Source organism: Curtobacterium sp. MCBD17_030 (assembly GCF_003224255.1).
Classification (GTDB): domain Bacteria; phylum Actinomycetota; class Actinomycetes; order Actinomycetales; family Microbacteriaceae; genus Curtobacterium.
In genome coordinates this window covers 205,690-231,965 of record NZ_QKLI01000003.1, presented here as the reverse complement: position 1 = coordinate 231,965, position 26,276 = coordinate 205,690, and the positions used below count along the sequence as shown (strand labels likewise).

The window sequence follows — 26,276 nt, the reverse complement described above, 5'->3', positions numbered from 1 at the left end:
TACGTATGTCCGTTCCGATCAAGGCCGCCATCGAGAAGGTCCCTGGCGGCATGATGCTCGTCCCGCTCCTCGTGGGCGCCGTCCTCGCGACGGTCGCCCCGGGCACCGCGGACTTCTTCGGCTCCTTCACCGGAGGCCTCCTCACCGGGAGCACGCCGATCCTGGCCGTCTTCTACGTCTGCATGGGCGCGAGCATCGACCTCCGCGCAACGCCCTACATCCTCAAGAAGGGCGGGGCGCTCTTCGGCTCGAAGGTGCTGCTCGCCGTCGTCATCGGTGTGGTCGCCGGGCAGTTCATGTCCGAGCTCCCCGTCCAGGGCGGCTTCCTCGCCGGCCTGTCCGTCCTGGCCCTCGTCGCCGCGTTCAGCGACACGAACGGCGGCCTCTACATGGCACTGATGGGCCAGTACGGCAAGCCGAAGGACGTCGCAGCATACTCGATCATGACGATCGAGTCCGGCCCGTTCCTCACCATGCTCATCCTCGGCGTCGCCGGCCTCTCCGCGTTCCCGTGGCAGGCACTCGTCGGCGCGCTGATCCCCCTGGTGCTCGGCATGGTCCTCGGCTCACTCGACCCGGCGATGCGGAAGTTCCTGTCGTCGGCGTCGCCGGTGCTCATCTTCTTCTTCGGCCTGGCGCTCGGCTTCGGCATCAGCCTGCAGACCGTCCTCAGCGCCGGCCTCGTCGGCGTCCTGCTCGGCCTGGTCGTGCTGTTCCTCAGCGGTGCTGTGCTGTTCCTCGCCGACCGCTTCACCGGCGGCACCGGCCTCGGCGGACTCGCCGCGTCGTCGACCGCCGGCAACGCGGCGGCGGTACCGATGCTCGTGGCCGCCGCGAACCCGGCGTACAAGGAGGCCGCGGGTCCCGCGACCGTCCTCGTCTCCGCCGCCATCGTGGTGACGTCGATCGGTACCCCGCTCATCGTCGCCTGGTACGCCCGTCGCCTCGCCGCGAAGAAGACCGGTGGGGACACGTCCGGCGTCGCGGCCGTCGCCGTCGATCGGGCCGCCTCGTGAGCGACGCCGCAGCCACCCTGACGATCGTCGCCGACGACCTGACCGGTGCCGCTGACGCCGCGGCCGGGTACGGCGCGATCCGCACCAGCGCGGTCGTCCTCGGCCCGGAGGTCCCCTGGCCTGCCGCTGACGTGCTCGCGGTCGACACCGAGAGCCGGTACCTGTCCGGCCAAGAGGCCGCCTCGCTCGTCGGCTCCGTCGTCCGCCGCTCGGTGGACCTCGGTCGGCCGGTCTTCAAGAAGATCGACTCCCTGCTCCGCGGCAACGTCGGCGCCGAGGTCGCGGCAGCACTCGACGCCGTCTCCGGACCGGAGCGCGCCCTGGCGGTCGTCGCACCGGCCTTCCCCGGCACCGGCCGCACCACCGTCGGAGGCGTCGTCCACGTCGGTGGCGCGCCCAACATCGACGGCGACCACGCCGGTGACGTGGCCGCATCGCTCACCGCAGCGGGCCTCCAGGCCGGGAGGCTCAGCCCCGCTCCGACGGACAGCCCTGCGGACATCGCGGCCCAGCTGGACCGCCTGCACGCCGACGGCGTCGACGCGGTCGTCCTCGACGCGGTCACCGACGCCGACCTCGAGACGATCGCCCGGGCCTCCCGGCTGGTCACCGGCCCCGTCCTCGTGACCGGCTCCGGCGGACTCGCCGCGCACATGCTGTCGCTCGCAGACAGTGGCGCGACACCGACGGCGCCGCTGGCGCCGGTCGACCGCGTCCTCGTCGTCGTCGGGAGCTACTCCGGACCCGCTCGATCGCAGATCGACGAACTCGTCCGGCACGGTGCCGAGCACGTCGAGTTGCGGCACCGCGACGACGGTGAACAGGCGGCGACGGACCAGATCGCCCGTTCCGTCTCGGACGTCGTCCTCACCCCCGACCTGGGCGTGCCGGTCGACAAGGACAACGCCCTCGACGTCGCCGCAGCCCTCGCGGCGACCGTCACCCGCAGCGCCGGCTGCTTCGGGGCTCTCGTCCTGACCGGCGGAGAGACCGCCCGAGCCGTCCTGGACGCGCTCGGCATCGACACCGTCCGCGTGCACGGCACCGTCGAACCCGGCGTCGTCCTCAGCAGCCACCCCGACCACCGGCCGGTCCTCGTGACGAAGGCGGGGGCGTTCGGCGACGCCGGCACCCTCGCCCGCACCGTCCGGGCCCTCCGACAGCAGAACACAGAGCAGTAAGGAAGAACAATGAAGCCGATCATCGCGATCACGATGGGTGACGCCGCCGGCGTCGGACCCGAGATCATCGCCAAGGCGATGGCCGACCAGGCGACCCGGTCCCTGGCGACGATGTTCGTCATCGGTGACCTGCGCCGCCTGCAGCTCGCCATGGACGTCGTGTCGAGCACACTGACCCTCAACCGCATCAGCGACCCGTCCGAGGTGACCGAGGACCCGACCACCATCGACGTCCTCGACATCCCGTGCATCCCCGAGGACCTGGCCTGGGGCGAGCTCTCGGCCGAGGCCGGACACGGCGCCTTCCTGTTCATCGAGAAGGCCGTCGAGCTCGCCATGGCCGGCAAGATCGACGCCATCTGCACCGGTCCGCTCAACAAGGCGGCCCTGCACATGGGCGGGCACCAGTTCCCCGGGCACACCGAGATGCTCGCTTCCCTCGCAGGGGTCGAGGAGGTCTCGATGATGCTGACCGCGCCGAACATGCGCGTCATCCACGTCACCACCCACCTGGGCCTCGTCGACGCCGTCGCCGCGATCGACGGCGACCGGGTCTACCGCACCATCACGCGCGGCAACGACCTGCTCGTCCGCTCCGGCAACGAGCGTCCGCGCATCGCCGTCGCGGCCATCAACCCGCACGGCGGCGAGAACGGTCTGTTCGGCAACGACGAGGAGGCCCAGAAGATCCAGCCCGGCGTCGACCGTGCGCGCGCCGAAGGCCTCGACGTCATCGGCCCGCTGCCCGCCGACACCCTCTTCATGCTCGCCAGCCGTGGCGACTACGACCTGGTCGTCGCCCAGTACCATGACCAGGGCCACATCCCGGTGAAGGTGCTCGGGCTGAAGAACGGTGTGAACGTCACCGTCGGCCTGCCGTTCGTCCGGACCTCGGTCGACCACGGAACGGCGTTCGACATCGCCGGGAAGGACATCGTGGACCACGAACCGCTGCTCGAAGCGCTCCGCCAGGCCGCCGACCTCTCCCCGGAGCGCGAAGGCTGACGTGAACGCCCGCGACCGTCGGCGCGAGATCAGCCGCCTGCTGCAGGAGAAGCCCGTCACCGTCGACGAGCTCGCAGCGGTGTACTCGGTCTCCGCGTCGACGATCCGGCGGGACCTCGACACGATGACGCGGGACGGCGCCATCGTCCGGACCTACGGTGGCGCCCAGACCATCGGCGGAGCGGAGCGGAGCCTGCGGGAGCGCGAGGCGATCGCGGTGGAGCAGAAGGCCGCCATCGGACGGCTCGCGAGCACGTTCATCCCAGCCGGAGCGGTCGCGGTGCTCGACGCCGGAACCACGGTCGGGGCCCTCGCGCGGAACCTCGTCCACCGCGAGGGCATCACCGTCGTGACCACCGGGCTGACGACCACCAACGCGCTCGAGCACAGCACGGGCGTCGAGCTCATCGTCGTCGGCGGACGGCTGCGGCACATCAGCTCCGGGTTCGTCGGCCCCTTCGCCGAGCGGGTCATGGCGGACGTCTCCGCCGACGTGGCGTTCCTCAGTGCCGACGGGGTCTCGGCGGAGCACGGGCTCTGCGAGGAGACCCCGGAGCAGGCATCACTCAAACGCGTGATGGTCGAGCGGGCACGGGAGCTGTACGTGCTGGCGGACTCGACGAAGCTCGGTGTCGCGTCGTCCCACTGGTGGACGCGGATCGAACGGTCGTGGTCGCTCGTCACCGACGACGGGGTGACGGAGGAGCAGTTGGCACCGTTCCGGGCATCGGCGTTCGTGACGGTGCACGTCGCCGGGACCGGGCAGCCCGGGTCGGACCGCTGACCTAGGAGCGGTCGGGTCCGATCGTCCACGCTGCCCAGGCGTCGAGCTGCGCCTGCGCGTTGCCGAGCGAGTTGTGCGATCCGCGGATCGTGCCGTCCGTGGAGTGCAATTCGTACCCCTGGCCCTGGTCGATCGTGCCGACGACGATCCCGTCGCGGCGGGCGGTCCAGTGCGCACCGGAATCGTGTCGCCATGTGATGGCCTGCATACGGTCCACGAACGCCGACTTCCTGTGTTGCGCCGCTCACGGGGACCGACGACCTACCCGACGATAGGCCGCCGACATGTGTGACCCGACATGTGCCGCTCACCGGTCTTCCGCGACTCCTCGTGGGACGCTCGGGGGATGAGCACCTCCCAGACCGTCGTCATCGCCGGCTGCGGCGACCTCGGCACCGAAGCCGCCCTCCGTTTCGCCGACCTCGGGTACCGCGTCGTCGGACTCCGGCGTCGCGCCGAACTCCTGCCCGCACCGATCGAGGGTCGGAACACGGACCTGCGGCAGGACGTCCCCGAGATCGACGCCGACACCGCGATCGTCGTCGTGGCGCTGGCTGCCGGCAGCCGCGACCCGGACGAGTACCGCGCGACCTACGTCGACGGCCTCCGGAACGTCTTGGACGGCATCGACCGGTCGGGAGCGAGGCCGCGGATCGTCGTCGTGTCCTCCACCGCGGTCTACGACGTGTCGGACGGGAGCGAGGTCACCGAGGAGACGCCGGCGACCGGCGGGACGCCCACGGCGGAGGTCCTCGTGGAGGCCGAAGCGCTCCTCCGCGAGCGAGCTCCGGGCGCGGTGCTCCTCCGACTCTCCGGCATCTACGGGCCCGGGCGCGAGCGACTCCTCAACCAGGTGCGCTCTGGCACTGCCCGACTCGCGCCGACCCCGGCAGCGTCTCCCCACACGAACCGCATCCACCGTGACGACGCCGCCGCCGCGATCGTGCACCTCGCGACGCTGGACGACCCGGCACTGACCTACCTGGGCACCGACGACGAGCCCGTCCGGCTGGACGACGTGCTCCGGTTCCTCGCCGACGAACTGCAGGTGCCGGCACCGCAGCCCGGCCCGGCGTCAGACCGACAGGCGGGCGGTGACAAGCGGCTGTCGAACGCGCTCCTCCGGTCGGCCGGCTTCGCGTTCCGCTACCCGACCTACCGCGAGGGCTACCGCGCGGTGCTCGCTGGCGCAGGCAACCGTCACGCCTGAGCACCGGTCAGTGGGATCCGGGCCGAGCGGACTCAATGCCCCCGGTGGTCCTGGATCGTCATCCGCGGCCCGAACGCCGGCTTCCGGAAGCCCGAGCCCGCGATCAACCGCACGACCCGCTCCCGGTGCCCCCGCCACGGTTCGAGCAGTTCGAGCATCCCGTCATCGTCGACCGGACCGCCGGTGAGCGCCCACCCGACGAGTGCTGGCACGTGGTAGTCCCCGACGCTCGGCGAGTCCGGGTCGCCGTGTGCCCGCTGCGCCGTCTCGGCGGCGGTCCACGGCCCGACGCCGGGGATCGACTGCAGCCGACTCGCGACGAGCTCCCCGCCGCGGCCGAGCGTCAGCGTCCGCTCGAGTGCGGGCGCGACCTTCACGACTCGCATCACCGTCGCGGAGCGCCCGGGTTCGATGCCGGCCTTGTGCCACTCCCAACTCGGGATCCGGGCCCAGGTGTCGGCGTCCGGCGGGACGACCATGCCCTCCGGAGCCGGGCCGGGTGCTGGCGTTCCGAAGCGTCGGACGAGGTACCGCCACGCACGCCAGGCCTGCCGCGAGGTCACCTTCTGCTCCATGATCGCGGGCACGAGCATCGCGACGACGGTGTTCGTCCGGAGGAGCCGTAACCCCGGCTGGCGGTGTCGCGCCTGCTCCAGGAACGCATGCGCAGACACGTCGAGTTCGGACCAGTCGTCACCGCGGCCGACGAGGTCCGGTCCGTGCGACACAGCCCACGCGGCTCCGGCACCCCACGCGCTGATCGCGACGGCGTCGCCGACGGCCCGGACGAGGACGGACGCCGGCCCCTCCGGGGTGCGCAACGCGAGCCACACGTCGGACCCGACCACCCGGTGCGCCGGGTCACCGGAGCCGCGCGAGAGGGGCCGCAGCGTCGCGATCACGTCCACCGGGCCTCCCGGCCGGTAGACGGTGTCGACGCGGCGTAGGTCGACGAGCGGGTCGCGATCCTGCTCGGCGTCGCCGGTCGACGCCGCAGCGGATCGGACGGAAGCCATGCAGGGATCGTAAACGCCGGTACGGACACCGGCGACCGTGGCGGACGGCACCACCGGCGGTTGTCCACAAGCTCGGTCACAGCGTGGCGGTCCCGGACCCGCGTCGGCCATGATGAGGGGGTCCACCGAACCCGACATCGGAAGTCCTCTCCATGCGCATCGGCATCCTCACCTCCGGCGGCGACTGCCCCGGTCTCAACGCGGTCATCCGGGCCATCGTGCTCAAGGGCATCGCGATCCACGGCCACGAGTTCGTCGGCTTCCGGGACGGCTGGCGGGGCGTGGTCGAGGGTGACATCGTGCCGCTCGGCCGCAAGGACATCCAGGGCATCGCGAAGCAGGGCGGGACGATCCTCGGCACGAGCCGGACGAACCCGTTCGAGGGCCCGAAGGGCGGCGTCGAGAACATCACCGCGACGCTCGAGCGGCACGGCATCGACGCCATCGTCGCGATCGGTGGCGAGGGCACACTGGCCGCCGCGAAGCGCCTCACCGACGCCGGGCTCAAGATCGTCGGCGTCCCCAAGACGGTCGACAACGACCTCGGTGCCACGGACTACACGTTCGGCTTCGACACCGCGGTGGCGATCGCGACCGAGGCGATGGACCGCCTGCGCACCACCGGCGAGTCCCACTCACGCTGCATGGTCGCCGAGGTCATGGGCCGGCACGTCGGTTGGATCGCCCTGCACTCGGGCATGGCAGCGGGCGCGCACGCGATCCTCATCCCCGAGCAGAAGACGTCCCTGGCGCAGATCGCGGAGTGGGTGCAGGCCGCCTACGACCGCGGACGCGCACCGCTCGTCGTGGTCGCCGAGGGCTTCGTCCCGGACCACGAGGACACCGCCCACACCGAGCGCGGCCTGGATGCCTTCGGCCGACCTCGCTTGGGCGGCATCGGCGAGCGCCTCGCCCCGCTCATCGAGGAGATGACGGGAATCGAAACGCGCGCCACGACCCTGGGCCACATCCAGCGCGGCGGTACGCCGACGGCGTACGACCGGGTGCTGTCGACGCGCCTCGGGCTGGCGGCGATCGACGCGGTGGTCGAGGAGCGCTGGGGTCGGATGGTCGCGCTGAAGGGCACCGACATCGTGCACGTCTCGTTCGCGGACGCGCTCGGCGAGCTGAAGACCGTGCCGCAGGACCGGTACGACGAGGCCGCCATCATGTTCGGCTGACGCCGTCCCACCCGAGGTCCGCCCGGTCCGCCCGGTTCCGGCCGGGAGGCCCGGGGTAGCGTCGCGCGCATGACCCGCGCCGTCCTCGCCTCACGTTCCGCAACCCCCGCCGTCACCGACGTCGAGATCGGCGACCCGGGCCCCGGTGAGGCGCTCCTCGACGTCACCCTGTCCAGCGTCAACTACAAGGACGGCCTGGCGCTGGCCGGCAACCCCGGCGTCGCCCGGGTGGATCCGCTCGTCCCCGGGATCGACGCCGTCGGCACGGTCGCAGCAGTGGGCAGCGGGGTGACCGACGTCGCTGTCGGGGACCGCGTGGTGCTCAACGGCGCCGGACTCGGTGAGACGCGACACGGCGGCTGGGCGGAGCGGGCGCTGGCCCCGGCCGGGTCCCTGGTGCGACTGCCGGACGACATGCCCGACGAGCGTGCCGCGGCGATCGGCACGGCGGGGTTCACGGCGATGCTCAGCGTGCTGGCCCTCGAGCACGTGGTCGTGCCGGAGGACGGGCCGATCCTGGTGACGGGCGCCTCCGGGGGCGTGGGCACGGTGGCGATCGCCCTCCTGGCAGCGCGCGGCTACACCGTGACGGCGTCGACCGGGCGACCGGAGAACGACGCCTCGCTGCGCGCGCTCGGCGCGACCGAGGTGATCGACCGGGCCGCCATCGCGGAACTCGGGAAGCCGATGCAGCGTGCGATCTGGGCCGGTGCGGTCGACAGCGTCGGCGGTGCGACCCTGGCGAACGTCCTGGCCTCGACGAAGTGGGGCGGCGCGGTGACCGCCTGCGGTCTCGCGCAGGACAGTGCCCTGCCGACCACGGTCCTCCCGTTCATCCTGCGCGGGGTGTCATTGCTCGGGGTGAACTCGGTGGACGCACCGCTGCCGGTGCGGAAGCGGGCGTGGGACCGGCTCGTGTCGGACCTCGACCCGGCGCTGCTCGCCGGGGTCACGCGGACGGTGGACCTGGCGGCGGCGATCGAGGTCGGCGCCGAGGTGGTCGCGGGACGGGTGCACGGGCGGACGGTGGTCGACGTCCGACGCTGACCCGGGTGCCGGTCGTCCTCAGGACGGAGGACCCCCAGCGGACTCAGCCGGAGGGCGGATCGCTGAACCACCCCCAGGCAGCATGTGGCACATCACTCCCGAACGCTTCACTGTTCACGTCGCCGGATGAGCCGGTGACACGAACAGAAGGAGTGGTGATGAACACCATCAAGAAGACCATCGTCGGCATCGCGTCGTCGGTCGCGCTCGTCTCGGCGATCGCCCTCGGACCGGTGGCGGCCTCCGCATCGGCGTCGGGCCCGGACGGGAACGTGTCGGGTCCACCCGTCGCGGCGCAGACCACGCCCACCTCGGCGCCGACCACCTCGACCCCGACCACGGTGGTCCCCACGGCCTCGACGGGTCCCACCGCGCCGCCGGGCGGCAAGGGCCCCAACCGGTCGATCCCCGGCCTGGAAGGGCCTGGCGAGCCGCCGCTGATCGAACGTGACAGCAACGGGCTCCTGACCCAGGACAGCGCCCGCCGCCTGCTCGCCGCCGGGTGGCGAGCGACCGACGGGTCGGAGCTCGAGGAGATCGCGAGCGGGAACCACGGGCCGGGGAGTGGCGGTGACCTCCAGAAGAAGCCGGCGCCGGGGGCCGGTGCTCCGGGAACCGGAGCTCCGCGCACCGGGACGTCGGGCACGGGGACGTTGCCCCGCGTCGCCGGATGAGCCCCGGGGGTGGTCGTGGCGGCTCCGTCACGGCCACCCCGCCCCTCGGGCCTCGGCCCCGGGGCGGACGGCCGCGCCCTGTCCTCGAACCACCGGATGGAACGACATGTCCTCGCACCGGAAGACCCGATCCCTCGTCGCGGCAGCCCTGGCTGCTGCCCTCGTCCTGGGCGGACCCGCCTCCTGCGCCGCGCCCGCAGTGCACCAACAAGCGACACCGATCGCGCCCACGGTGACACCGTCCGACACGACGAGGACGCCGGGGTCCGCGCTCTCGACTCCACGACACCCGCCCACGACCGAACCGTCCTTCGATCCGGCCGGTCTCCCGGCAGCAGTGCACGACGCCGTCGTCCCCGACCTCTTCGCAGCTCCGGACACCGCGCCGGTGGCCGCCGGGCGACTGCGGATGGATCTGCCGCTCTACGGTGAGGACCGTGACCGACCGGTGGCGGTCCTCCCGGCCCGCGACTTCCTCGGCGACGCGACGACCGTCGCGGTGACCCGATCCGACGGGGACTGGTCCGTGGCGCTCACGCCGGCACGACGCGTGCTCCCGTCCGCCGCGGGCCCGGACGGGGCACCGGCCCAGACGGCCGCCTACGTCCGGACCGACGCGCTGCCGCCGCTGCGTCCCGTGGACGCCTCGGTGATCGTGTCGGTCGCGCGGGCGACGATGACCGTCCGGGCCGGGAAGCGGGAGCAGCAGTTCCCGGTCGGGGTCGGCACCCCGGGGACGCCCACCCCGACCGACGTGAGCGGCTACCTGCAGGCCCGGTACACGGACCCGGCGCAGGGCCAGTCCGCACACCGGATCCAACTCACGTCGCTGCACGCCACCCGGCAGGACGAACCCTACGGGGGTGATGACGGCGGCCTGATCGGCATCCACGTCGGACCGATCGGCGGCGGTGCGGTCTCACACGGCTGCATCCGGGTCGGGCCGGATGCACTCGCGGCGGTCGACGTGCTCCCACTGGGGACGGCGATCCGGCTGACGCCGTGACGCGGTGGTGCTCTGCTGCCCTGACGCACTGCCGCCGCGATGCCGAGAGCGACGACGATCCACCCGGCGACGCGGTGGCATGCTGCCCGCCGGTGCCGACCGCTCGTCAGCCCTGGACGTACCCGCAGCGGAACGCCTCGATCACCACGTGGATCCGGTCGCGGAGCCCGGTCTTGCGGAGGATGCTCGCGACGTGGCTCTTCACGGTGGCTTCGGAGATGAACAACTCGCCGGCGATCTCCGCGTTCGACGCCCCGCGGACCACCGCCCGCAGCACCTCGTGTTCGCGGCCGGAGAGCGCATCGAACCGGCCACGATCAGCCGCGGCGCCGTCGGACACGAGCAGGGTCCCGCGGGTCCGTTCCAACAGGCGCCGGGTCGCGTGTGGCGCGACGATCGCGTTCCCTGCAGCGACCGCGCGGATCCCTGCGAGGAGCTCGTCGGCCGTGCAGTCCTTGAGCAGGTACCCGCTCGCCCCGGCATCGAGCGCACCGAAGGCGTGGTCGTCGACGTCGAAGGCGGTGAGGATGAGGACGCGGCATTCGGGGAACCGCCGGACGATCTCGGCGGTCGCCGCGATGCCGTCCGTCCCGGGCATCCGGGCGTCGGTCACGACGACGTCCGGTCGGAGTCCGCCGGCTCGGTGCACGGCGTCACGGCCGTTGCTCGCCTCGCCGACGACGGTCATGTCGGGTGCGGCACCGACGACCATCGCCGTGCCGGTCCGGAGCAGGTCGTGGTCGTCCACGACGAGGACCCGGATCACGGCCGGTTCCCCGCTCCGGTCCGGTCGGTGCGGTCCGGGACGGCGACGGACGGGAGGCCCGCCCCACCCGGCAGGACCGCCGTCACCTCCCACGCGCCGTCCTGCTCCGCCGGGCCGGCGACACATCGTCCACCGACCGCCTGCAACCGGCGCTCCAGCCCGCGGAGGCCACGCCCGTTCCCGCGCGGGCCGGGCCGGACGCCGTCGTTCCGGACGAGCACGGACCCGGGTGTCCCGTCCTCCGGGTAGCGGACGAGGACCAGCACGCGGTGGGGTCAGCGTGCTTGAGGACGTTCGTGAGGGACTCCTGCACGACGCGGGTGACGACCTCCGCTGTGCGGCCGTCCGCCGGGGCTCCCCTGACCGACGACGAGATCGGGACGCCCGCAGCACGCACGTCGGCGATCACCTGGTCGAGGGACGTCGCCGCGCTGCCCTCGGCGCATGGGTCTCGGTCTGGGTCTCGCTCTGGGTCTGGGTCTCGGTCTGGGTCTGGGTCCGGGTCCACGATGCGCACGAAGCGGCGGACCTCGCCCATGCCGGACCGCGCGACCGTCGTGAGCCGTTCCAACGTCAGCGAAGCGGTCCGAGGGTCGTGGTCGACCTGGGCGCGAGCGGCCTCGCCGAGCCGGAGCACGACCGCGAGTGCGGCGGTCACGGTGTCGTGCGCCGCGGCTGCGATCGTCGCCCGCTCCTCGGCTCGTGCCAGCGCCTCTCGATGCCGACGGGCCAGTACGCCGAGCCGGAGCACGTGGAGCCGCTGCAGGGATGAGCGGCGGACGGCCCATCCGCTGACCGAGCCGAGCGCGTACACGGCGAGGCAGACGACGGCGCCTCGGACCGTCCGGCCCGCCACCGCCACGGAGGCGACGAGCACGACGAGTGCGACGCCGTTCGCGACGACGAGGGTCCGGGTGTTCCGCATCGTCGCGATCGTGAACAGGGCGACGGCGGCGCCGAAGGGTTCACTGGAGATCGCCGCCCAGCGGTCGACGAGATCGACGCCGAGTTGTCCGGCGAGGCCCAGCCAGGGGATCAGTCGGCGGACCAGGACGAGCAGGACGGCGGCCACCGGGATGACGTTCTCCGGCCCCTGGTAGGCGAAGCCGGTCTCGAGGATCGAGTAGACGACGAGCACGACGGCGAACCCGAGCGCGACGAGTGCGTCGGCGCCATGACGTCGGATCCTGCCGCTGCCCTGTTCTCCGCTCGGCCGACCTCCATCGCGCCATCGGCGGCTGCGCTGTCCTGAACCGCATCGCTCGGCCGGTCCGTTGCCCATCGGGGCAGAATACCAGATGTCACCAGTGATCCTCGTTCAGAAGCCAAGCGTTTGCACAATGTCACGTTAGGATTTGAGTTCCGAACACCTTCACTGAGGAGACCCGGATGCCGGTACCCAAGTCGACCGTCGAGAACTCGCCCCGGAAGCTCCTCCGGGACGTCGTCCTCGAGAAGATGCTCGCCGCCATCCAGGACGGCACGCTGCAGGCCGGCGAACGCCTGAACGACGACGAACTCGTCGCCTGGCTGGGTGTGAGTCGCACGCCGATCCGCGAGGCGATCGCGAAGCTCGTCGACTACGGCCTGGTCGAGATGGAGGCGAACCGGTACACCCGCGTCGCCTCGCCGACCCGTGAGGCCTACGACGACGCGTTCCAGATGCTCTTCGGCTTCGGCGAGCTCGCCGCCCGCTGGTCCTTCCCCCGCTTCGAGGACGCCGACGTGAAGGCGTTCGGCGCGATCCTCGACGACATGCGTGCCCACGCGAAGGCCGAGGACCGCGCGCTGAACGACGACATCGACCGGGCGATCGCGTTCATGGTGCAGAATTCCGGCAACGAGCTGCTGATCAAGACGAGCGAGTCCCTGCTGAACCGGGCGAAGTTCGTGCGGATCGGCGAGCCCGAGTTCGTCTTCTGGGACGTGGAACAGGCCCTCGACGGGTTCCGCGCCGCGGCGAAGGGCCGCGACGGCGAAGCCGGCGGAGCCCTCGTCCGCGGACTCGGACGTGCGATGGCCGAGCACCTGGCCACCGCCCGGGCCGCAGCGGCCTGACAGCGGCCGCGTCCGCCGAGGTGCGCGAGGATGGCGGGATGAACGACGTCCTCCTCCGCACCTCCGGACTCCGTGTCACCCGCAGCGGCCGGGACCTGCTGCACGACGTCGACCTGACCGTCCGCGCCGGCGAGCACTGGGCACTGCTCGGTCCGAACGGTGCGGGCAAGTCCACGCTGCTCGCCGTCCTCGGTGCGACCGGACACCCCTCGGCGGGGACCGCCGAGCTGCTCGGACACCGGCTCGGACGCGTCGACGTCCGTCAGCTCCGCGAGGACATCGGGCACGTCGACCCGCGGCACCGGATGCTCTCGCCGCTCACCGTCCTCGAGACCGTGCTCACCGGCCTCACCGGCACGACCGACCTCATGGTGCGGTGGGAGCCGACCGCCGAGCAGGTCGTCCGCGCCGAACAGCACGTCGCCGACGTCGGGCTGGCCGCCCGTCGTGACGCCCGCTGGCCGGTGCTGTCCCAGGGCGAACGGGGACGAGCGCTGATCGCCCGGGCGCTGATGTCCGAGCCACGGCTGCTGCTGCTCGACGAACCCGCGACCGGCCTCGACGTCGCCGCCCGTGAACACCTGCTCGAGACCGTCGACGCTCTGCGTGTCCGGCAGCCCGGCCTCGGCAGTGTGATGGTGACGCACCACCTGGAGGACCTGCCGGCGTCGACCTCGCACGCGATGCTGCTGCGGGACGGGGGCGTCGTGGCGCAGGGGCACGCCGACGAGGTCATCACCTCGGCGCAGGTGTCGGCGGCGTTCGACTTCCCGCTCGCCGTCGAGCGCAGCGGTGGGCGCTGGCACGCGCGCCGCGCCGACTAGACGAGCCGCGCCTCCCGGCCGTGCCGCGTGCCGCCGCCGCGAGACGGGCCCGTCGCCGCACGACGCCCCGGAAGCACCGAGACGCCTTGGAGTTCAGGGGTGTCTCGGGCACTCCGAGGCGTCTCGCGCAGGCACCCCCGTCAGGCCGTGGCGGCGCCCGCGGCCTTCGCCGCAGCGGGCAGGGCGTCGAGGATCTGCGAGACCGCACGCTCGTCGTGCGCCGCGGTGAGGAACCACGCCTCGAACACGCTCGGCGGCAGGGTGACGCCGGAGTCGAGCATGCTGTGGAAGAACGGCGCGTACCGGAAGACGTCCTGCGCGCGGACGTCGTCGTAGTTCCGCGGCGGGGTGTCCGTGAACGCGAACGAGAACAGGTTGCCGGCGTGCTGCACGGTGTGCGCGACACCCTCGGCGGACAGGGCCTCGCTCGTCGCGCGGGAGACGACGTCGGCCGTGCGGTCAAGGTGCGCGTAGACGTCGGCCGTCGCGGCACGGAGCGTGGCGATGCCGGCGGCGACCGCCAGCGGGTTCCCGGAGAGCGTGCCGGCCTGGTACACCGGGCCGAGCGGCGCGAGGAAGTCCATCACCTCGCGCCGACCACCCAGCGCGGCGAGGGGCATGCCGCCACCGATGACCTTGCCGTAGGTGACCAGGTCGGGCTTCCACCCGGCGCCGTCGGGGACGGTGTTCGACGCCTCGAGGCCCCACCAGCCGGCGGGTCCCACGCGGAAGCCGGTGAGGACCTCGTCGACGATGAGCAGCGCGCCGTGCGACCGGGTGATCTGCGCGAGCGCCCGGTTGAACCCGCGCTCGGGTGCCAGGACGCCCATGTTCGCGGCTGCGGCCTCGACGATCACGGCGGCGATGCGTTCGGAGTGCTCGTCGAAGGCGCGGCGGACGGCGTCCAGGTCGTTGTACGGCAGCACCAGGGTCTGCGCGGCGGTCTCGGCGGTGATGCCGGCGCTGCCCGGGAGGGCGAGCGTCGCGACGCCGGAGCCGGCCTCGGCCAGCAGCGAGTCGGAGTGACCGTGGTAGTGCCCGGCGAACTTCACCAGCAGGTCACGGCCGGTGTAGCCGCGCGCCAGACGGATCGCGGTCATCGTGGCCTCGGTGCCGGTCGACACCATGCGGATCTTCTCGATCGGACCGTCGCCGTCGACCTGCACCCGCTGCTTCACGAGTTCGGCCAGCTCGGTCTCGCCCGGGGTGGAGGCCCCGAACGACAGCCCGCGGGCCGCCGCCTGCTGGACGGCCTCGACCGTACCGGGATGGGCGTGCCCGAGGATCGCCGGGCCCCAGGACGCCACGAGGTCCACGTACTCGCGACCCTCGGCGTCGGTGACGTACGCGCCCTTCGCGTTCACGAGGAACCGGGGTGTGCCGCCGACCGAGCCGTACGCACGGACCGGCGAGTTCACACCCCCGGGGATGCTGTTCTTCGCACGGCCGAACAGCTGGTCGTTCGTGGTCGTCGTCGAGGTCATTCGGGGGCCTTCCCGGTCGTGGCGATGCCGGCGACGTCCGCAGTGCTGCCCGAGGTGCGCAGACCCGCTTCGTCGTTGAGCTTGCGGGCGATGTCGACCGCGAAGTACGTGAGGATCGCGTCGGCACCGGCGCGCTTGATGCCGATGAGGGCCTCCATGGCGGCGGCGTCACGGTCGATCCAGCCGTTCTGGGCGGCTGCGGTGATCATCGCGTACTCGCCCGAGATCTGGTACGCCCAGACCGGCACCGGCGAGGTGTCGGCCGTGCGGGCGAGGACGTCGAGGTAGCTCATGGCGGGCTTCACCATGACGATGTCGGCGCCCTCCCCGATGTCCTGCTCGACCTCGCGCAGCCCCTCGCGCCCGTTGCCGGAGTCGAGCTGGTACGTCCGGCGGTCGCCCTGCAGGGTGCTCGCGACGGCCTCGCGGAAGGGCCCGTAGAACGCCGAGGCGTACTTGGCCGCGTACGCGAGCAGCGCGGTGCCGGAGTGCCCGGAGACGTCGAGCGCGTCCCGGGCGGCGGCGATCTGGCCGTCCATCATGCCGCTCAGGCAGACGAGCTCGGCACCGGCCTCGGCCTGGGCGACCGCCATGTCCCGGTACCGCAGGAGCGTGGCGTCGTTGTCGACCGAACCGTCGGTCGCGAGCACGCCGCAGTGGCCGTGGTCGGTGAACTCGTCGAGGCACAGGTCGGACTGCACGACGAGCGCGTCGCCGACCTCCTCCTTCGCCACCCGGATCGCGACGTTGAGGATGCCGTCCGGGTCCGTCGCGCCGGAGCCCACGGCGTCCTTGTGCTCGGGCACGCCGAACAGGTTCACGCCCCCGATGCCGACCGACGCGGCTTCGTTGAGCGCACGGCGGAACGAGTCGAGGGAGTGCTGCTGGACCCCGGGCATGCTCGTGATGTCGATCGCGTCGGTGGCGCCTTCGCGGATGAACATCGGCAGCACGAGCTCGGCGGGGTGGAGCCGGGTCTCGGCGACGAGACGACGCATCGCGGGGGTGGCGCGGAGTCGTCGGGGGCGGACCTGGGGGAAGCGGCCGGTCACGGGTGGCCTTCCTGTTCGGGGGTGGATGGGTCAAGGGACTCGACGACGGCGTCGAGGAGGGCTTCGGCGGACCGCTCGGCTGCGACGACGTGCACGGGCAGTCCGGCGTCGCGGGTCTCGGCGGCGGTGCCCGGGCCGATGCAGGCGATCCGGGTGCGCGGGCTGAGGGGGGTGAGTCGGCGGACGACTTCGCGGGCGACGCTGCCGCTCGTCACGAGGACGACGTCCGGCGCGGGGTCGGCCGGGATCGGCGCGTCTCCGGTCCCGACGGTACGGTACGCGACCACCTCCGACACGTCGATGCCCCGGGCGCGCAGGCCGTCGACGAGGGTGGGTGCCACCAGGTCGGAGCGCGGGTGCAGGACGAGTCGGGCGTCCGCCGGGAGCGCCCGCACGAGTCCAGCAGCCGAGTGGTCTGCCGGAACGAGGTCGACGGTCCACCCGGCGGAGCGGGCTACGCGAGCGGTCGCCTCGCCCACGGCGGCGACGCGGACACCGGACGGGAGGCCCGGCAAGCGTTCCGCGAGCACCCGCACGGTGGTCGCACTGGTCACCACGAGCCAGTCGTCGCCGGCGCCACTGGCGTTTGCCGGCTCGGCGTCGGCGCCCGCGCCGTCGAGGTCCGACGACTCGCCGCGTGCGGGTCGTCGAGGTTCCACGATGTCGGAACCCGACGCCTCGAGGCCGCGGAATTGTGGAACCTGGGAGGGCTGGCCGGGGTCGGGAGCCGCTCCGGGCCTCCCGGCCTCGAGCCGGGCGACCATCCGGTCGAGGGGGCTGGCGTCGAGTGGCGGAGCGTCGGTGACGAGCGGCACGATGCGCGGGTCGAGCCCGCGCGCCGTGGCCGCGGCGGCGACCCGTTCACCCCAGGAGCCACCGCGCGGGACGACGACCACGGGCCGGTGCCCGGTCGTGTCGTGCCGCGTGGTGTCCGTGGTGATCGTCGCCCTACTCGGTCGCGGTGGCGGACGTGTCGGACGGACCCTCGGTACCGGGGGTGTCGAGGCCGGGGCCGACGGTGTGCTCGGCGTCGTGCTCGGCCGAGTCCGACCCGGCGGAGCTCGACAGGTCGGCCAGTTCGGCGGCGCCGTTCTCGAGCAGCTCGGCGGCGACCCGGTCGGCGACGGACAGGGCCTCGTCGAGGCGGTCCTGCGCCGACCCGTCGAGCACGGCCGCGTGCGAGGCCGTCCGGTACTCGGACCCGTCCGGGCTGTACACCGTCGCGGACACCAGGAGCATCTCGGCGTCGACGACCGCCGTCGCACCGATCGGCGCGGAGCAGCCGGCCTCGAGCTTCGCCAGGACCTCACGTTCTGCGGTGACGGTGAGCCGGGTGGGGGCGTGCTCGATCTTCCGCAGGGCGGCGAGCAGGTTCCGGTCGTCCTCGTCCGCACGGATCTCGACGGCCAGGGCGCCCTGGCCGGGAGCGCTCGGCCAGAAGCCGAGGTCGAGCAGCTCGGTGGCCGCGTCGAGTCGACCGATGCGACCGAGTCCGGCGGCGGCGAGCACGACGGCGTCGAGGTCGTCCTCGACACGGGCGAGCCGGGTGTCGATGTTGCCGCGGATGTCGACGACGTCGAGGTCGGGTCGGTCGGCCTTGAGCTGCGCGGCACGGCGGGGTGATCCCGTCCCGACGGTCGCACCCTCGGGCAGGGTCTCCACCGTCGCGCCGTTGCGGGCGACCAGGACGTCGCGAGCGTCAGCGCGCTTCGGTACCGCGCCGATCGTCAGGCCCGGGTACGGCGCCGTCGGCAGGTCCTTGAGGGAGTGCACGAGGACGTCGACCTCGTGCGCCACCAGGGCCTCACGGAGCGCCGACGCGAACACGCCGGTGCCGCCGAGCGACGCCAGGGAGGCGCGGTTCGTGTCGCCCTCGCTGGTCACGGTGACGAGTTCCACCGGCCGCCCGGACACCTTGGCGAGCCGGTCCGCGATGTCCTGTGACTGGGCGACCGCGAGCCGGCTGGCGCGGGTGCCCAGCCGGATGGCGGGCTTGTCGCCCGACGACTTCGAGGATGCGGGGTCCTGCACTGCCGGATGCTCCGAAGTGGGTCCGCCGGTCACGGGGCGACGCCGGCCACGGCGGGCTTGAACCCCGCTCGCACGTTCTCGCAGCACCCCGGACGGCACACGTCGTACCAGGGCCCGATGTCGGTCATGTGCGGTCGCTCGGCCTTCGGTGTCCCGTTGACCCGCTCGAGCACGAGGTCGACGAGACCGGACACGTAGGCGGGGTCGACGCCGGGGGTCTGCGTGCGGAGCGACCAGTAGCCGAGCTCCCCGGCGGTCTCGGTGGCTTCCTCGTCGAGGTCCCACATGACCTCCATGTGGTCGCTGACGAAGCCGAGCGGCACGATGAGCACGGCGCGGGTCGGGCCGCCCTTGAGCTCCTCGTTCATGTAGTCGTTGATGTCCGGCTCGAGCCACGGCTGCGTCGGGGGGCCGGAGCGGGACTGGTAGACGAGCTTCCAGGCGGGCTTCGACGTTCCCTGCAGGTGGGCGTGCTCGGGCTGCTCGAGCAGCTCCGCCCACGCCTGGTCGAGGACGACCTCGCCGACGGCCAGGTGCTGCGCCTCGTACGCCCCGTGCTCGTCGAAGCCGCGGTAGTCGGGACCGGACCGGGCGGCGTCGGTCGACGGGATGGAGTGCGTGGAGAACAGCACCTGCAGCTCGGTCGCGACGTCGAGCCCGTCGTTCTCGGCGATCGCGCGGGCCAGGCCGTCCCGGACGCCGTCGACGAACGGTCGGACGAAGCCCGGGTGGTCGAAGAACTGGCGGACCTTGTCGATCTGGATGGTGTCGATCAGGCCGGTCTCGTCGAGCACGCGGGCGTAGTCCTCGCGGTACTGGCGGCAGCTGGAGAACGACGAGTACGCGCTCGTGGCGATCGCGATGAGCTTGTTGTAGCCCTTGTCGGCGGCCTCGGTGAACGCGCCTTCGAGGTAGGGCTCCCAGTTGCGGTTGCCCCAGAGCACGGGCATGTCGATGCCGCGCGATGCGAGCTCGGCCTCGAGCGCGGCCTTGAGCGCGCGGTTCTGGGCGTTGATCGGGCTGACTCCGCCGAAGTGACGGTAGTGGTGCGCGACCTCTTCGAGGCGCTCGTCCGGGATCCCCCGGCCACGGGTGACGTTGCGGAGGAACGGGATGACGTCGTCCTGGCCCTCCGGACCGCCGAAGCCGGCGAGCAGGATCGCGTCGTAGGCGGTCGGGACCTCGACGTGCTCCGGGCCGGAGGCGGCCGCAGCGGTGGCGGCCAGGACGGGCTGTCCGTTCGTGATCATGCTGGTGTCGGTCATGACAGCACCTCCGGGAGTTCGGCGGTCGTCACGCGGCGACCCGTGTAGAAGGGCACTTCTTCGCGGACGTGCATGCGGGCCTCGGTGTAGCGGAGGTCGCGCATCAGGTCGACGAGGTCGACCAGGTCGGGGCTCTCGAGCGGCAGGATCCACTCGTAGTCGCCGAGGGCGAAGGCGGCGATGGTGTTCGTGAGGACACGGCGGTACTTGGCGCCGGCGATGCCGTGGTCACGGAGCATCCCCGAGCGCTCCGCTTCCGGCAGCAGGTACCACTCGTAGGACCGGACGAACGGGTAGACCGTGATCCAGGCCTCGGGGTCCTTGCCGCGGAGGAAGGCAGGCGTGTGCCGCTTGTTGAACTCGGCTTCGCGGTGCATGGCCATCGCGTGCCAGACGGGCTCGGCATCGCGGAAGAGCGCCGTTCGACGCACGTCCCGGAGGACCGCCTGGATGGTCTGCGCGTCGTCGCCGTGCAGCCAGATCATGACGTCGGCGTCGGCACGGAAGCCGGAGACGTCGTAGAAGCCGCGGATGGTGACGCCTCGCTCGGCTCCGGCCGCGACGACGGCGTCGAGTTCGGCGACCGATTCGTCACCGCCGCGGGCGACCGCACCGACCGGACGACGGAAGACCGCCCACAGGGCGTAGGCGGTGAGCAGGTTCGGGTCGATGCCGGACGCGGGATCGGTCTCGTGCGGTGCGTTCGGTGCTGGTGTGGGCACGTCAGTGCTCATGGATCGGTCGTCCTCCACGGTGGCCGCGAGCACGATCGCCAGCGGCACGGTTGCCAGGGGTGTGGGCTGCCCGTCCCCGTCGCCGAGCAGGCGTCCGGACCGACGTTCCACAGTGGCTCGCGGTGGCTCGCCGCCTGTGGATCACCGTCGTCGGAGCGCCGCTACGACGATACCCCCGACCACTGCCACTCCCGCTGCGAGACCGGCCAGGTAGGGCACGGGGTTCTCGTCGACACCGCGCTTCACCTTCGACGCCGCGATGCCGAGCTGCTTCGGCACGTTGAGCTTGTCCTCGATCGCGTCGAGGGTGTCGAACAGCTGGGCGCGGGTGGCGGCGACGCGGTCGGCGATGTCGCCGTGCTCGTCCTTCGGGTCGGTCACTGGTCCTCCGATGGGTTCGTGGGGATGACGGGGGTCAGCGGGACCACTGGCGGTCAGAACCGGCCGTCGACGTCGGGCTTGCGGGCACCACGCTGCGTCTCCGGGGTCGGCTTCCAGCCGAGGCCCTTGACGGCGTTGACGTCGTTCTTGACGCTGGCGATCGTGCGCTTCGGCGCGATCGGCAGGCCCTTCTTCAGGCGCTTCCAGCCGACGAGTCCGAGGATCCCGGCGACGATGAGCATCAGCACGGCGAGCAGCAGCGCAGCCAGCCATGCCGGCATCACGGTCGCGAGGCCCATCACCGCTGCGGTGAGGAGCACGCCGATCGCGTACAGCACGATGACGAGCGCGGCGATCAGGATGCCCGCGGCGACGCCGAAGACCTTCGCCTTGCCGATCATCTCGGCCTTGAGGAGCGAGATCTCGCCCTTCACCAGGTCCTTGACGAGGTCCGGGAGCTCCTTGACGAGGCCGAACAGCGACCGCGACTTCCGGTCGCGTGTGTCGGTCATGAGATCTGCGAGCCCTTGTTGGAAGACGCCTTGGAGCTGACCTTGCGGACGACCTTCTTGGTCTGCTCACCGATGAAGTCGGCGACGTCGGGCGTGCGGTCCTGCACGAAGCCCTCGACGTCGTGGACGCTCTTCTGGACGCCGTTGCTGTTCCAGACCTTGCCGCTGACGGTCTTGATCTGCTCGTACCGAGCCCGTCCGGCTCGCGATCCCAGGACGTACCCGAGCGCTGCGCCGGCAATGAAAAGGAGCTTTCCTCGCATGAGCGGTTCCTCCGTTGGGTCAGTGTGCTGTCGTGAGCACTGTGCTTCGTGATGCACCGTTGCGGGGTCATGCACCGATCGGCATGTGTCCGACGGTTCCCCCAACAGTAGCCCTCGGGGCATCAGCGGTCCGCTCAGGAATCCAGGATGCGCTCAGCCGCGGCACGGGCCGCCGTCACGATGCCCGAGAGGCCCCGCCCGGACGACGCCTCGCCGATGCCGACGACCCCCTCGGCCAGTCCGGCGGCCTCGGCGTCCGGCCCGTGCCACAGCACGCGAGCGGCACCGACGACGTGCTCCGGCCCGACCTCCAGGCCGAGCAGGGCGGACGCATCGGTGGTCGCGCGGACGCTGACCGGTCCGGCCGGGTCGACCGGGAGGCTCGTGGCGACCTGGTCAGCGTCCGTCGCGTCGGCAGCGCCGGTCGCCTGGGCGGCACCTGCCGGGGGCAGGGCGTAGCTGAGACGCAGCACGTGCCTCCCGGCCGCCTGCTCCGCCAGCCACGGCCACTTCACCGTCCCGTGCGTCAGCGCCTTCGCGGCGACGCCGACCGCCGCCGGGTGCACGAGCATGCCGGTGCCGCGCGGGGCGGCGTCCAACTCGGGCCGGTCGACCACGAGTGTGACGAGCTCGATGCCGGACCGTCGCGGCGCGGCGACACGGGCAGGGTCGGCCACGGTGGCGAACACGTGGTCCGCGGCCAGTCGTTCGCTCCGGCCGTCGGCGGAGGTGGCCTCGACCGCGGCACGCTCGACGCGCGTCACCCGGGTGTGCAGCCGGACGTCGACCCGGTAGGTGTCGAGGTCGGCGACGAGCTCGTCGACCAGTCGGGCGATGCCGCCGCGGAGGCCCTGCACCGCCGAGCCCGCGACGGCCCGCTTCCGGAGTGCGAGCACGGCTCGGGCGAGCGACCCCTCCCGCTGCAGTGCCGCGCGCAGTCCGGGCGCCACACGGTCGGGGTCCAGGTCGTCCGGGTGCGTGGAGTGCACGCCCGCGACGACCGGCACCACGAGGTCGTCGAGCACCTTCGCGCCCATCCGACGCCGGACCATCGCGCCGAGCGACGTCGCCCGCGCGCCGACGGGTGAGGGCAGCAGGGCGTCCATCTGCGCACGGAGGGCCCCGGCGCCGCCGACGACCGCGATGACGTCGGCGGCCATCGGGGTGCCCGGGATCCCGAGCAGCCCGGTCGAGGGGATGGGGGCGGTGCGGCCGTCGCGGGTCATCAGCCACGCACCCCGGGGGTCCGGCGAGACGATGTCGTTGCCGAGGCCCAGTTCGATCGCCAGCGAGGACACGGCGTCCGTCCGGGTGGCGAACGAGTCCGCCGCCATGTCGAGGTCGAGCCCGGCGACGGTGTGCCGACGGATCATGCCGCCGAGCGCGCCGGAGGCCTCGAGCAGCACCACGTGCGCGCCGCCCTTCGCCAGGTCGCGCGCCGCGACGAGCCCGGCGACCCCGCCACCCACCACGACGACGTCGGTCATGCTCCGGCGCTCCCGGCCCCGTCGGTCCCGTCGGTCCCGTCGCCCAGCGAGTGCACGAGTTCGACGACGCGGGTGAGCACCGCCGGATCGGTCTCAGGCGGGACCCCGTGCCCGAGGTTCACGACGTGCGCCCGAGCGACCCCGCCGCTGCGGACGACCGCGCGGACGTGCGCTTCGAGGACCTCCCACGGCGCCGCGAGCATCGCCGGGTCGATGTTGCCCTGCACGGTGACGCCGGTGCCGACGCGCTGCACGGCCTCGTCGAGGGGCAGACGCCAGTCCACCCCGACCGCGTCGACGGCGTCCGCGTGGCCGCCGACCGTCGCCATGTCCGCCAGGACCTCGCCGCTGCCGACCCCGAAGTGGATGCGCGGGACGCCGAGGTCCGCGACGTGGGACAGCGCCGTCGCCGAGTGCGGTGCGACCCGCTCGACGTAGTCCGCCCGGGACAGCGAGCCGACCCACGAGTCGAACAGCTGCGCGGCCGAGGCGCCGGCGAGGACCTGGGCGCGGAGGAACGCCCCCGACACGTCGGCGGCCCAGTCGAGCAGCCGCGACCAGGTCTCCGGGTCGGCGTGCATCATCGTCCGGGCACGGATGTGGTCCTTCGACGGCCCACCCTCCACCAGGTAGGCGGCGAGGGTGAAGGGTGCGCCGGCGAACCCGATGAGCGGCGTGCTGCCCAGCTCGGCGACGGTGCGGGCGACGGCCTCGGAGATCGGTGCCAGGGCCTCCGGCTCGAGCCGACCCAGGGCGTCGACGTCCGCCGAGGTCCGGACCGGGGAACCGAGGACGGGGCCGCGGCCCGGGACGATCTCGACGTCCACGCCCGCGAGCTTGATCGGCACGACGATGTCGCTGAAGAAGATGCCGGCGTCGACCCCGTGCCGACGCACCGGCTGCAGGGTGATCTCGGACGCCAGGGCCGGGTCCAGGCACGCGTCGAGCATCGCCGTCCCGACCCGGAGCTCCCGGTACTCGGGCAGCGACCGTCCCGCCTGGCGCATGAACCAGACCGGCAGCGTCTCCGGTCGGTCGCCCCGCAGTGCCCGGACGAGCCGGGAGCCCGCGGTGCGGCCGTCGGCGAGCGGATGGGTGGCAGGGAGCGCGTCGGTCACCGGACGATTCTCGCACCGCGAACAGGGCCGTTCTCCGATCTGGCGCTCGGGACGGCGGGGTTACCATTGAACACGTGCTCATCTGTCTCACGGCGTCGCATCGCAACGCCAGCTTCGACCTCCTGGAGCGTCTGAGCATCGGAGCACCCGCGGCCGCCAGCCGCCTCGTCACGGACTCGGACGTGCTCGACGGCGCCGTGGTCCTCGCCACGTGCAACCGGTTCGAGGCCTACCTCGACATCGCCGGCGACGACGACGCAGCGGTCCGCGCCACGGTGGAGGCCGTCTCGGCAGCGAGCGACCTGCAGGCGGACGAGGTCCTCGACTCCGTGCAGGTCCTCGGCGGCGGCGACGTCGTACAGCACCTCTTCGCCGTGTCGAGCGGACTCGAGTCCGTCGTCGTCGGCGAGACCGAGATCTCCGGTCAGGTCCGACGGGCCCTCGAGGACGCCCGCCGGAACGGCACCACCACCTCGGAGCTCGAGCGCCTCTTCCAGGAGGCCGCCCACACCTCCCGCGGGGTCAAGACCCGCACCCGCATCGGCGCCGCCGGCCGGTCGCTCGTCCGACTCGGACTCGAGCTCGCCTCCTCGCGCCTCACCGACTGGGCCACCACCCGCGTGCTCCTCGTCGGCACCGGCAGCTACGCCGCGACCACCATCGCCGCCCTCCGCGACCGTGGTGCCCAGCAGATCCAGGTCTTCTCGCCGTCCGGCCGTGCCCCCTGGTTCGCCGCGAAGCACGACCTGGTCGCCGCCACCGACCTGCGCACCGCGATCGGCACGAGCGACGTCGTCATCACCTGCACGTCGAGCGAGGTCCCGGTCGTCGAGGCCTGCGACCTGGACGACGGCGCCCGACGGATCGTCATCGACCTCGGGCTCCCCCGCAACGTGCACCCCGACGCCGCCGACGTCGAGGGCGTCGAGCTGCTCGACCTCGAGACGATCAGCATCCATGCCCCCATCGCCGAACTCAACGCCGAGACCGAGGCGCGCGCGATCGTCGACGACGCGGTCTCGCGGTTCCGCGCGCAGGCGCTCGAGCAGTCGACCACCCCGGCGCTCGTCGCGCTGCGCAAGCACGTGTTCGACATCCTCGACGACGAGATCGACCGCGTGAAGCGTCGCGGTGACACCACGCCCGAGTCCGCGGAACAGACCGAGCGGGCGCTCCGGCACCTGGTCGGCGTGCTGCTGCACCGCCCCTCCGTCCGGGCACGCGAACTCGGCCGAGCCGGTCGTGGCGACGACTTCACCGGGGCGCTCGACGCGCTCTTCGGGGTGCGCCCGGAACCCGTGGCGGACGTGCCGTCCCCGGTCGTGCCGCTGGCCGCGCGTGTGCGCGACGACGAGGCGGACGCGAGCTGACCGGCTCGGGCGGTGCGGGCCTCCCGGCCGTACCCGTGTTGGACGTCAGTGCGCTCCTGCTGGTCCGCGACCGACGGGTGCTCATGGTGCGCGCCCGCGGACGTGACGTCCTGTACTTGCCGGGTGGCAAGGTCGGACCCGGCGAGACCGCCGTCGACGCCGCCGTGCGCGAGGCGTACGAGGAGACCGGCCTGCGCCTCACCGCGGACGACGTCGACGAGTTCGCGGTCGTCACCGAACCGGCGCACGGGCAGGCACCCGGCACGATCGTCGCGATGACCCTGTTCCTGGCACGGCCGGGAGGCGCGCTGGACTCCGCCACGCCCGTCGCCTCTGCAGAGGTCGACGAGGTGGAGTGGGTCACCTCCGACGACGCCGGACGCTGCCCGCCGGCCGGGGTCGAGACGCTCCGCCTGCTGACGCGGGCGGGACTGGTCGACTGACCGACCGGTCGGGTGACCGTTACTGGTCGCGGTCGGTGTAGTGCCCGGTCTCCTCGGGACCGGCCGGCTGCCGCTCACCGGGGATGTCCGACTCGACGTACTCGCCGGTCTCGTCGTCCGGCTGCGGGCGGGCATCGCCGGGGATGTCACTCGACACGAACTCGCCGACCGGTTCGTCCCCGGCGACGCGGTGCTCCCCGGGGATGTCACTGTCCACGAATTCGCCGGCGCGTGCGTCCACGCCGTCCGCCCGGTCGTCGTCGCCGCGTGCTGCTTCGTGCTTGCCTGCTGCCATCGGTCTGTCCTTCCGTGTCCGCACGTCGTCGTCGACGTGCACGATGCCGATCCTGCCCGAAGACGCTGGACGG

The 26,276-nt window shown here is 72.5% G+C and carries 29 protein-coding genes; 13 read left to right on the top strand and 16 right to left on the bottom strand.

Features of this window, described 5'->3' with window-relative positions; translation table 11 throughout:
* Positions 1-5: 5 nt before the first annotated feature.
* The 4 genes from DEI89_RS05280 to DEI89_RS05265 are packed head-to-tail and all read left to right on the top strand — an operon-like array spanning position 6 to position 3,986.
* Positions 6-1,016 carry a 2-keto-3-deoxygluconate permease gene (locus DEI89_RS05280; protein ID WP_110902985.1) on the top strand — a complete coding sequence of 337 codons (1,011 nt, stop codon included), beginning with the start codon at positions 6-8 and terminating at the stop codon, positions 1,014-1,016.
* Positions 1,013-2,197 carry a four-carbon acid sugar kinase family protein gene (locus DEI89_RS05275; protein ID WP_181421505.1) on the top strand — a complete coding sequence of 395 codons (1,185 nt, stop codon included), beginning with the start codon at positions 1,013-1,015 and terminating at the stop codon, positions 2,195-2,197. The genes DEI89_RS05280 and DEI89_RS05275 overlap by 4 nt, the downstream gene beginning before the upstream one ends.
* A 9-nt stretch (positions 2,198-2,206) precedes the next feature.
* Positions 2,207-3,202, top strand: coding sequence for a 4-hydroxythreonine-4-phosphate dehydrogenase PdxA (gene pdxA, locus DEI89_RS05270; protein ID WP_110902983.1), 996 nt, complete (start codon positions 2,207-2,209; stop codon positions 3,200-3,202).
* Between the two features lies 1 nt (position 3,203).
* The gene (locus tag DEI89_RS05265) at positions 3,204-3,986 is read left to right on the top strand and encodes a DeoR/GlpR family DNA-binding transcription regulator (protein ID WP_111121580.1); all 783 of its coding nucleotides are present in this window, start codon (positions 3,204-3,206) and stop codon (positions 3,984-3,986) included.
* A gap of 1 nt (position 3,987) precedes the next feature.
* Here the strand turns inward: DEI89_RS05265 and DEI89_RS05260 are convergent, their stop codons facing one another.
* On the bottom strand, positions 3,988-4,203 hold the full coding sequence (locus tag DEI89_RS05260) for a hypothetical protein (RefSeq protein ID WP_146240603.1): 216 nt from the start codon (positions 4,201-4,203) through the stop codon (positions 3,988-3,990).
* A 129-nt stretch (positions 4,204-4,332) separates the two neighbouring features.
* Between DEI89_RS05260 and DEI89_RS05255 the strand changes: the two genes are divergently transcribed.
* On the top strand, positions 4,333-5,196 hold the full coding sequence (locus DEI89_RS05255; RefSeq protein WP_110903017.1) for an NAD-dependent epimerase/dehydratase family protein: 864 nt from the start codon (positions 4,333-4,335) through the stop codon (positions 5,194-5,196).
* Between the two features lie 32 nt (positions 5,197-5,228).
* On the opposite strand, the gene DEI89_RS05250 is transcribed toward DEI89_RS05255, so the two are convergent.
* The gene (locus tag DEI89_RS05250) at positions 5,229-6,212 is read right to left on the bottom strand and encodes a DNA-3-methyladenine glycosylase (protein WP_181421504.1); all 984 of its coding nucleotides are present in this window, start codon (positions 6,210-6,212) and stop codon (positions 5,229-5,231) included.
* A gap of 152 nt (positions 6,213-6,364) precedes the next feature.
* Between DEI89_RS05250 and DEI89_RS05245 the strand changes: the two genes are divergently transcribed.
* The 4 genes from DEI89_RS05245 to DEI89_RS05230 all read left to right on the top strand — a co-directional run bounded on the left by DEI89_RS05245 (position 6,365) and on the right by DEI89_RS05230 (position 10,120).
* Positions 6,365-7,393, top strand: a complete 1,029-nt coding sequence (locus DEI89_RS05245; RefSeq protein WP_110902981.1) for a 6-phosphofructokinase — start codon at positions 6,365-6,367, stop codon at positions 7,391-7,393.
* Positions 7,394-7,462: 69 nt separating this feature from the next.
* The gene (locus DEI89_RS05240) at positions 7,463-8,440 is read left to right on the top strand and encodes an MDR family oxidoreductase (RefSeq protein ID WP_110902980.1); all 978 of its coding nucleotides are present in this window, start codon (positions 7,463-7,465) and stop codon (positions 8,438-8,440) included.
* Between the two features lie 158 nt (positions 8,441-8,598).
* Positions 8,599-9,114, top strand: a complete 516-nt coding sequence (locus tag DEI89_RS05235; RefSeq protein WP_110902979.1) for a hypothetical protein — start codon at positions 8,599-8,601, stop codon at positions 9,112-9,114.
* Between the two features lie 106 nt (positions 9,115-9,220).
* A complete protein-coding gene (locus DEI89_RS05230) occupies positions 9,221-10,120 on the top strand; it encodes a L,D-transpeptidase (RefSeq protein WP_110902978.1) in 900 nt (299 codons plus the stop codon).
* Between the two features lie 106 nt (positions 10,121-10,226).
* On the opposite strand, the gene DEI89_RS05225 is transcribed toward DEI89_RS05230, so the two are convergent.
* Both DEI89_RS05225 and DEI89_RS05220 read right to left on the bottom strand, forming a co-directional pair.
* A complete protein-coding gene (locus tag DEI89_RS05225; RefSeq protein ID WP_258368765.1) occupies positions 10,227-10,886 on the bottom strand; it encodes a response regulator transcription factor in 660 nt (219 codons plus the stop codon).
* A gap of 82 nt (positions 10,887-10,968) precedes the next feature.
* Complete coding sequence (locus DEI89_RS05220) at positions 10,969-12,168, bottom strand: sensor histidine kinase (protein ID WP_110902976.1); 1,200 nt, start codon at positions 12,166-12,168, stop codon at positions 10,969-10,971.
* Between the two features lie 107 nt (positions 12,169-12,275).
* Between DEI89_RS05220 and DEI89_RS05215 the strand changes: the two genes are divergently transcribed.
* Positions 12,276-12,944 (top strand): GntR family transcriptional regulator, encoded by a 669-nt coding sequence (locus DEI89_RS05215; RefSeq protein WP_110902975.1) that lies wholly within the window; start codon positions 12,276-12,278, stop codon positions 12,942-12,944.
* A gap of 38 nt (positions 12,945-12,982) precedes the next feature.
* The gene (locus DEI89_RS05210) at positions 12,983-13,768 is read left to right on the top strand and encodes an ABC transporter ATP-binding protein (RefSeq protein ID WP_110902974.1); all 786 of its coding nucleotides are present in this window, start codon (positions 12,983-12,985) and stop codon (positions 13,766-13,768) included.
* A gap of 140 nt (positions 13,769-13,908) precedes the next feature.
* On the opposite strand, the gene hemL is transcribed toward DEI89_RS05210, so the two are convergent.
* The 11 genes from hemL to hemE form a co-directional block, all read right to left on the bottom strand.
* On the bottom strand, positions 13,909-15,252 hold the full coding sequence (hemL, locus tag DEI89_RS05205) for a glutamate-1-semialdehyde 2,1-aminomutase (RefSeq protein WP_110902973.1): 1,344 nt from the start codon (positions 15,250-15,252) through the stop codon (positions 13,909-13,911).
* On the bottom strand, positions 15,249-16,304 hold the full coding sequence (gene hemB / locus DEI89_RS05200; RefSeq protein ID WP_110902972.1) for a porphobilinogen synthase: 1,056 nt from the start codon (positions 16,302-16,304) through the stop codon (positions 15,249-15,251). The genes hemL and hemB overlap by 4 nt, the downstream gene beginning before the upstream one ends.
* A complete protein-coding gene (locus tag DEI89_RS05195) occupies positions 16,301-17,200 on the bottom strand; it encodes a uroporphyrinogen-III synthase (protein WP_110902971.1) in 900 nt (299 codons plus the stop codon). The genes hemB and DEI89_RS05195 overlap by 4 nt, the downstream gene beginning before the upstream one ends.
* Positions 17,201-17,252: 52 nt before the next feature.
* A complete protein-coding gene (gene hemC / locus DEI89_RS05190) occupies positions 17,253-18,335 on the bottom strand; it encodes a hydroxymethylbilane synthase (protein WP_110902970.1) in 1,083 nt (360 codons plus the stop codon).
* Between the two features lie 29 nt (positions 18,336-18,364).
* A complete protein-coding gene (locus DEI89_RS05185; protein WP_181421503.1) occupies positions 18,365-19,600 on the bottom strand; it encodes a ferrochelatase in 1,236 nt (411 codons plus the stop codon).
* Complete coding sequence (hemQ, locus tag DEI89_RS05180; RefSeq protein ID WP_110903014.1) at positions 19,597-20,334, bottom strand: hydrogen peroxide-dependent heme synthase; 738 nt, start codon at positions 20,332-20,334, stop codon at positions 19,597-19,599. The genes DEI89_RS05185 and hemQ overlap by 4 nt, the downstream gene beginning before the upstream one ends.
* Before the next feature lie 141 nt (positions 20,335-20,475).
* Positions 20,476-20,715, bottom strand: a complete 240-nt coding sequence (locus DEI89_RS05175; RefSeq protein ID WP_239539903.1) for a DUF3618 domain-containing protein — start codon at positions 20,713-20,715, stop codon at positions 20,476-20,478.
* 53 nt (positions 20,716-20,768) lie between these two features.
* A complete protein-coding gene (locus DEI89_RS05170; protein ID WP_110902969.1) occupies positions 20,769-21,227 on the bottom strand; it encodes a phage holin family protein in 459 nt (152 codons plus the stop codon).
* Entirely contained in the window at positions 21,224-21,490 is a 267-nt protein-coding gene (locus DEI89_RS05165) for a hypothetical protein (protein ID WP_110902968.1), read from the bottom strand. Before DEI89_RS05165 ends, DEI89_RS05170 begins: the two co-directional genes overlap by 4 nt.
* Before the next feature lie 134 nt (positions 21,491-21,624).
* Positions 21,625-22,977: an NAD(P)/FAD-dependent oxidoreductase gene (locus DEI89_RS05160; protein ID WP_110902967.1), complete on the bottom strand. Its 1,353-nt coding sequence runs from the start codon at positions 22,975-22,977 to the stop codon at positions 21,625-21,627.
* Positions 22,974-24,095 carry a uroporphyrinogen decarboxylase gene (hemE, locus tag DEI89_RS05155; RefSeq protein ID WP_110902966.1) on the bottom strand — a complete coding sequence of 374 codons (1,122 nt, stop codon included), beginning with the start codon at positions 24,093-24,095 and terminating at the stop codon, positions 22,974-22,976. The genes DEI89_RS05160 and hemE overlap by 4 nt, the downstream gene beginning before the upstream one ends.
* A gap of 74 nt (positions 24,096-24,169) precedes the next feature.
* Between hemE and DEI89_RS05150 the strand changes: the two genes are divergently transcribed.
* Positions 24,170-25,465 (top strand): glutamyl-tRNA reductase, encoded by a 1,296-nt coding sequence (locus DEI89_RS05150; RefSeq protein ID WP_110902965.1) that lies wholly within the window; start codon positions 24,170-24,172, stop codon positions 25,463-25,465.
* 35 nt (positions 25,466-25,500) lie between these two features.
* Positions 25,501-25,908, top strand: a complete 408-nt coding sequence (locus DEI89_RS05145; RefSeq protein WP_258368761.1) for an NUDIX domain-containing protein — start codon at positions 25,501-25,503, stop codon at positions 25,906-25,908.
* Between the two features lie 19 nt (positions 25,909-25,927).
* On the opposite strand, the gene DEI89_RS05140 is transcribed toward DEI89_RS05145, so the two are convergent.
* The gene (locus DEI89_RS05140) at positions 25,928-26,203 is read right to left on the bottom strand and encodes a hypothetical protein (RefSeq protein WP_146236684.1); all 276 of its coding nucleotides are present in this window, start codon (positions 26,201-26,203) and stop codon (positions 25,928-25,930) included.
* Positions 26,204-26,276 lie beyond the last annotated feature (73 nt).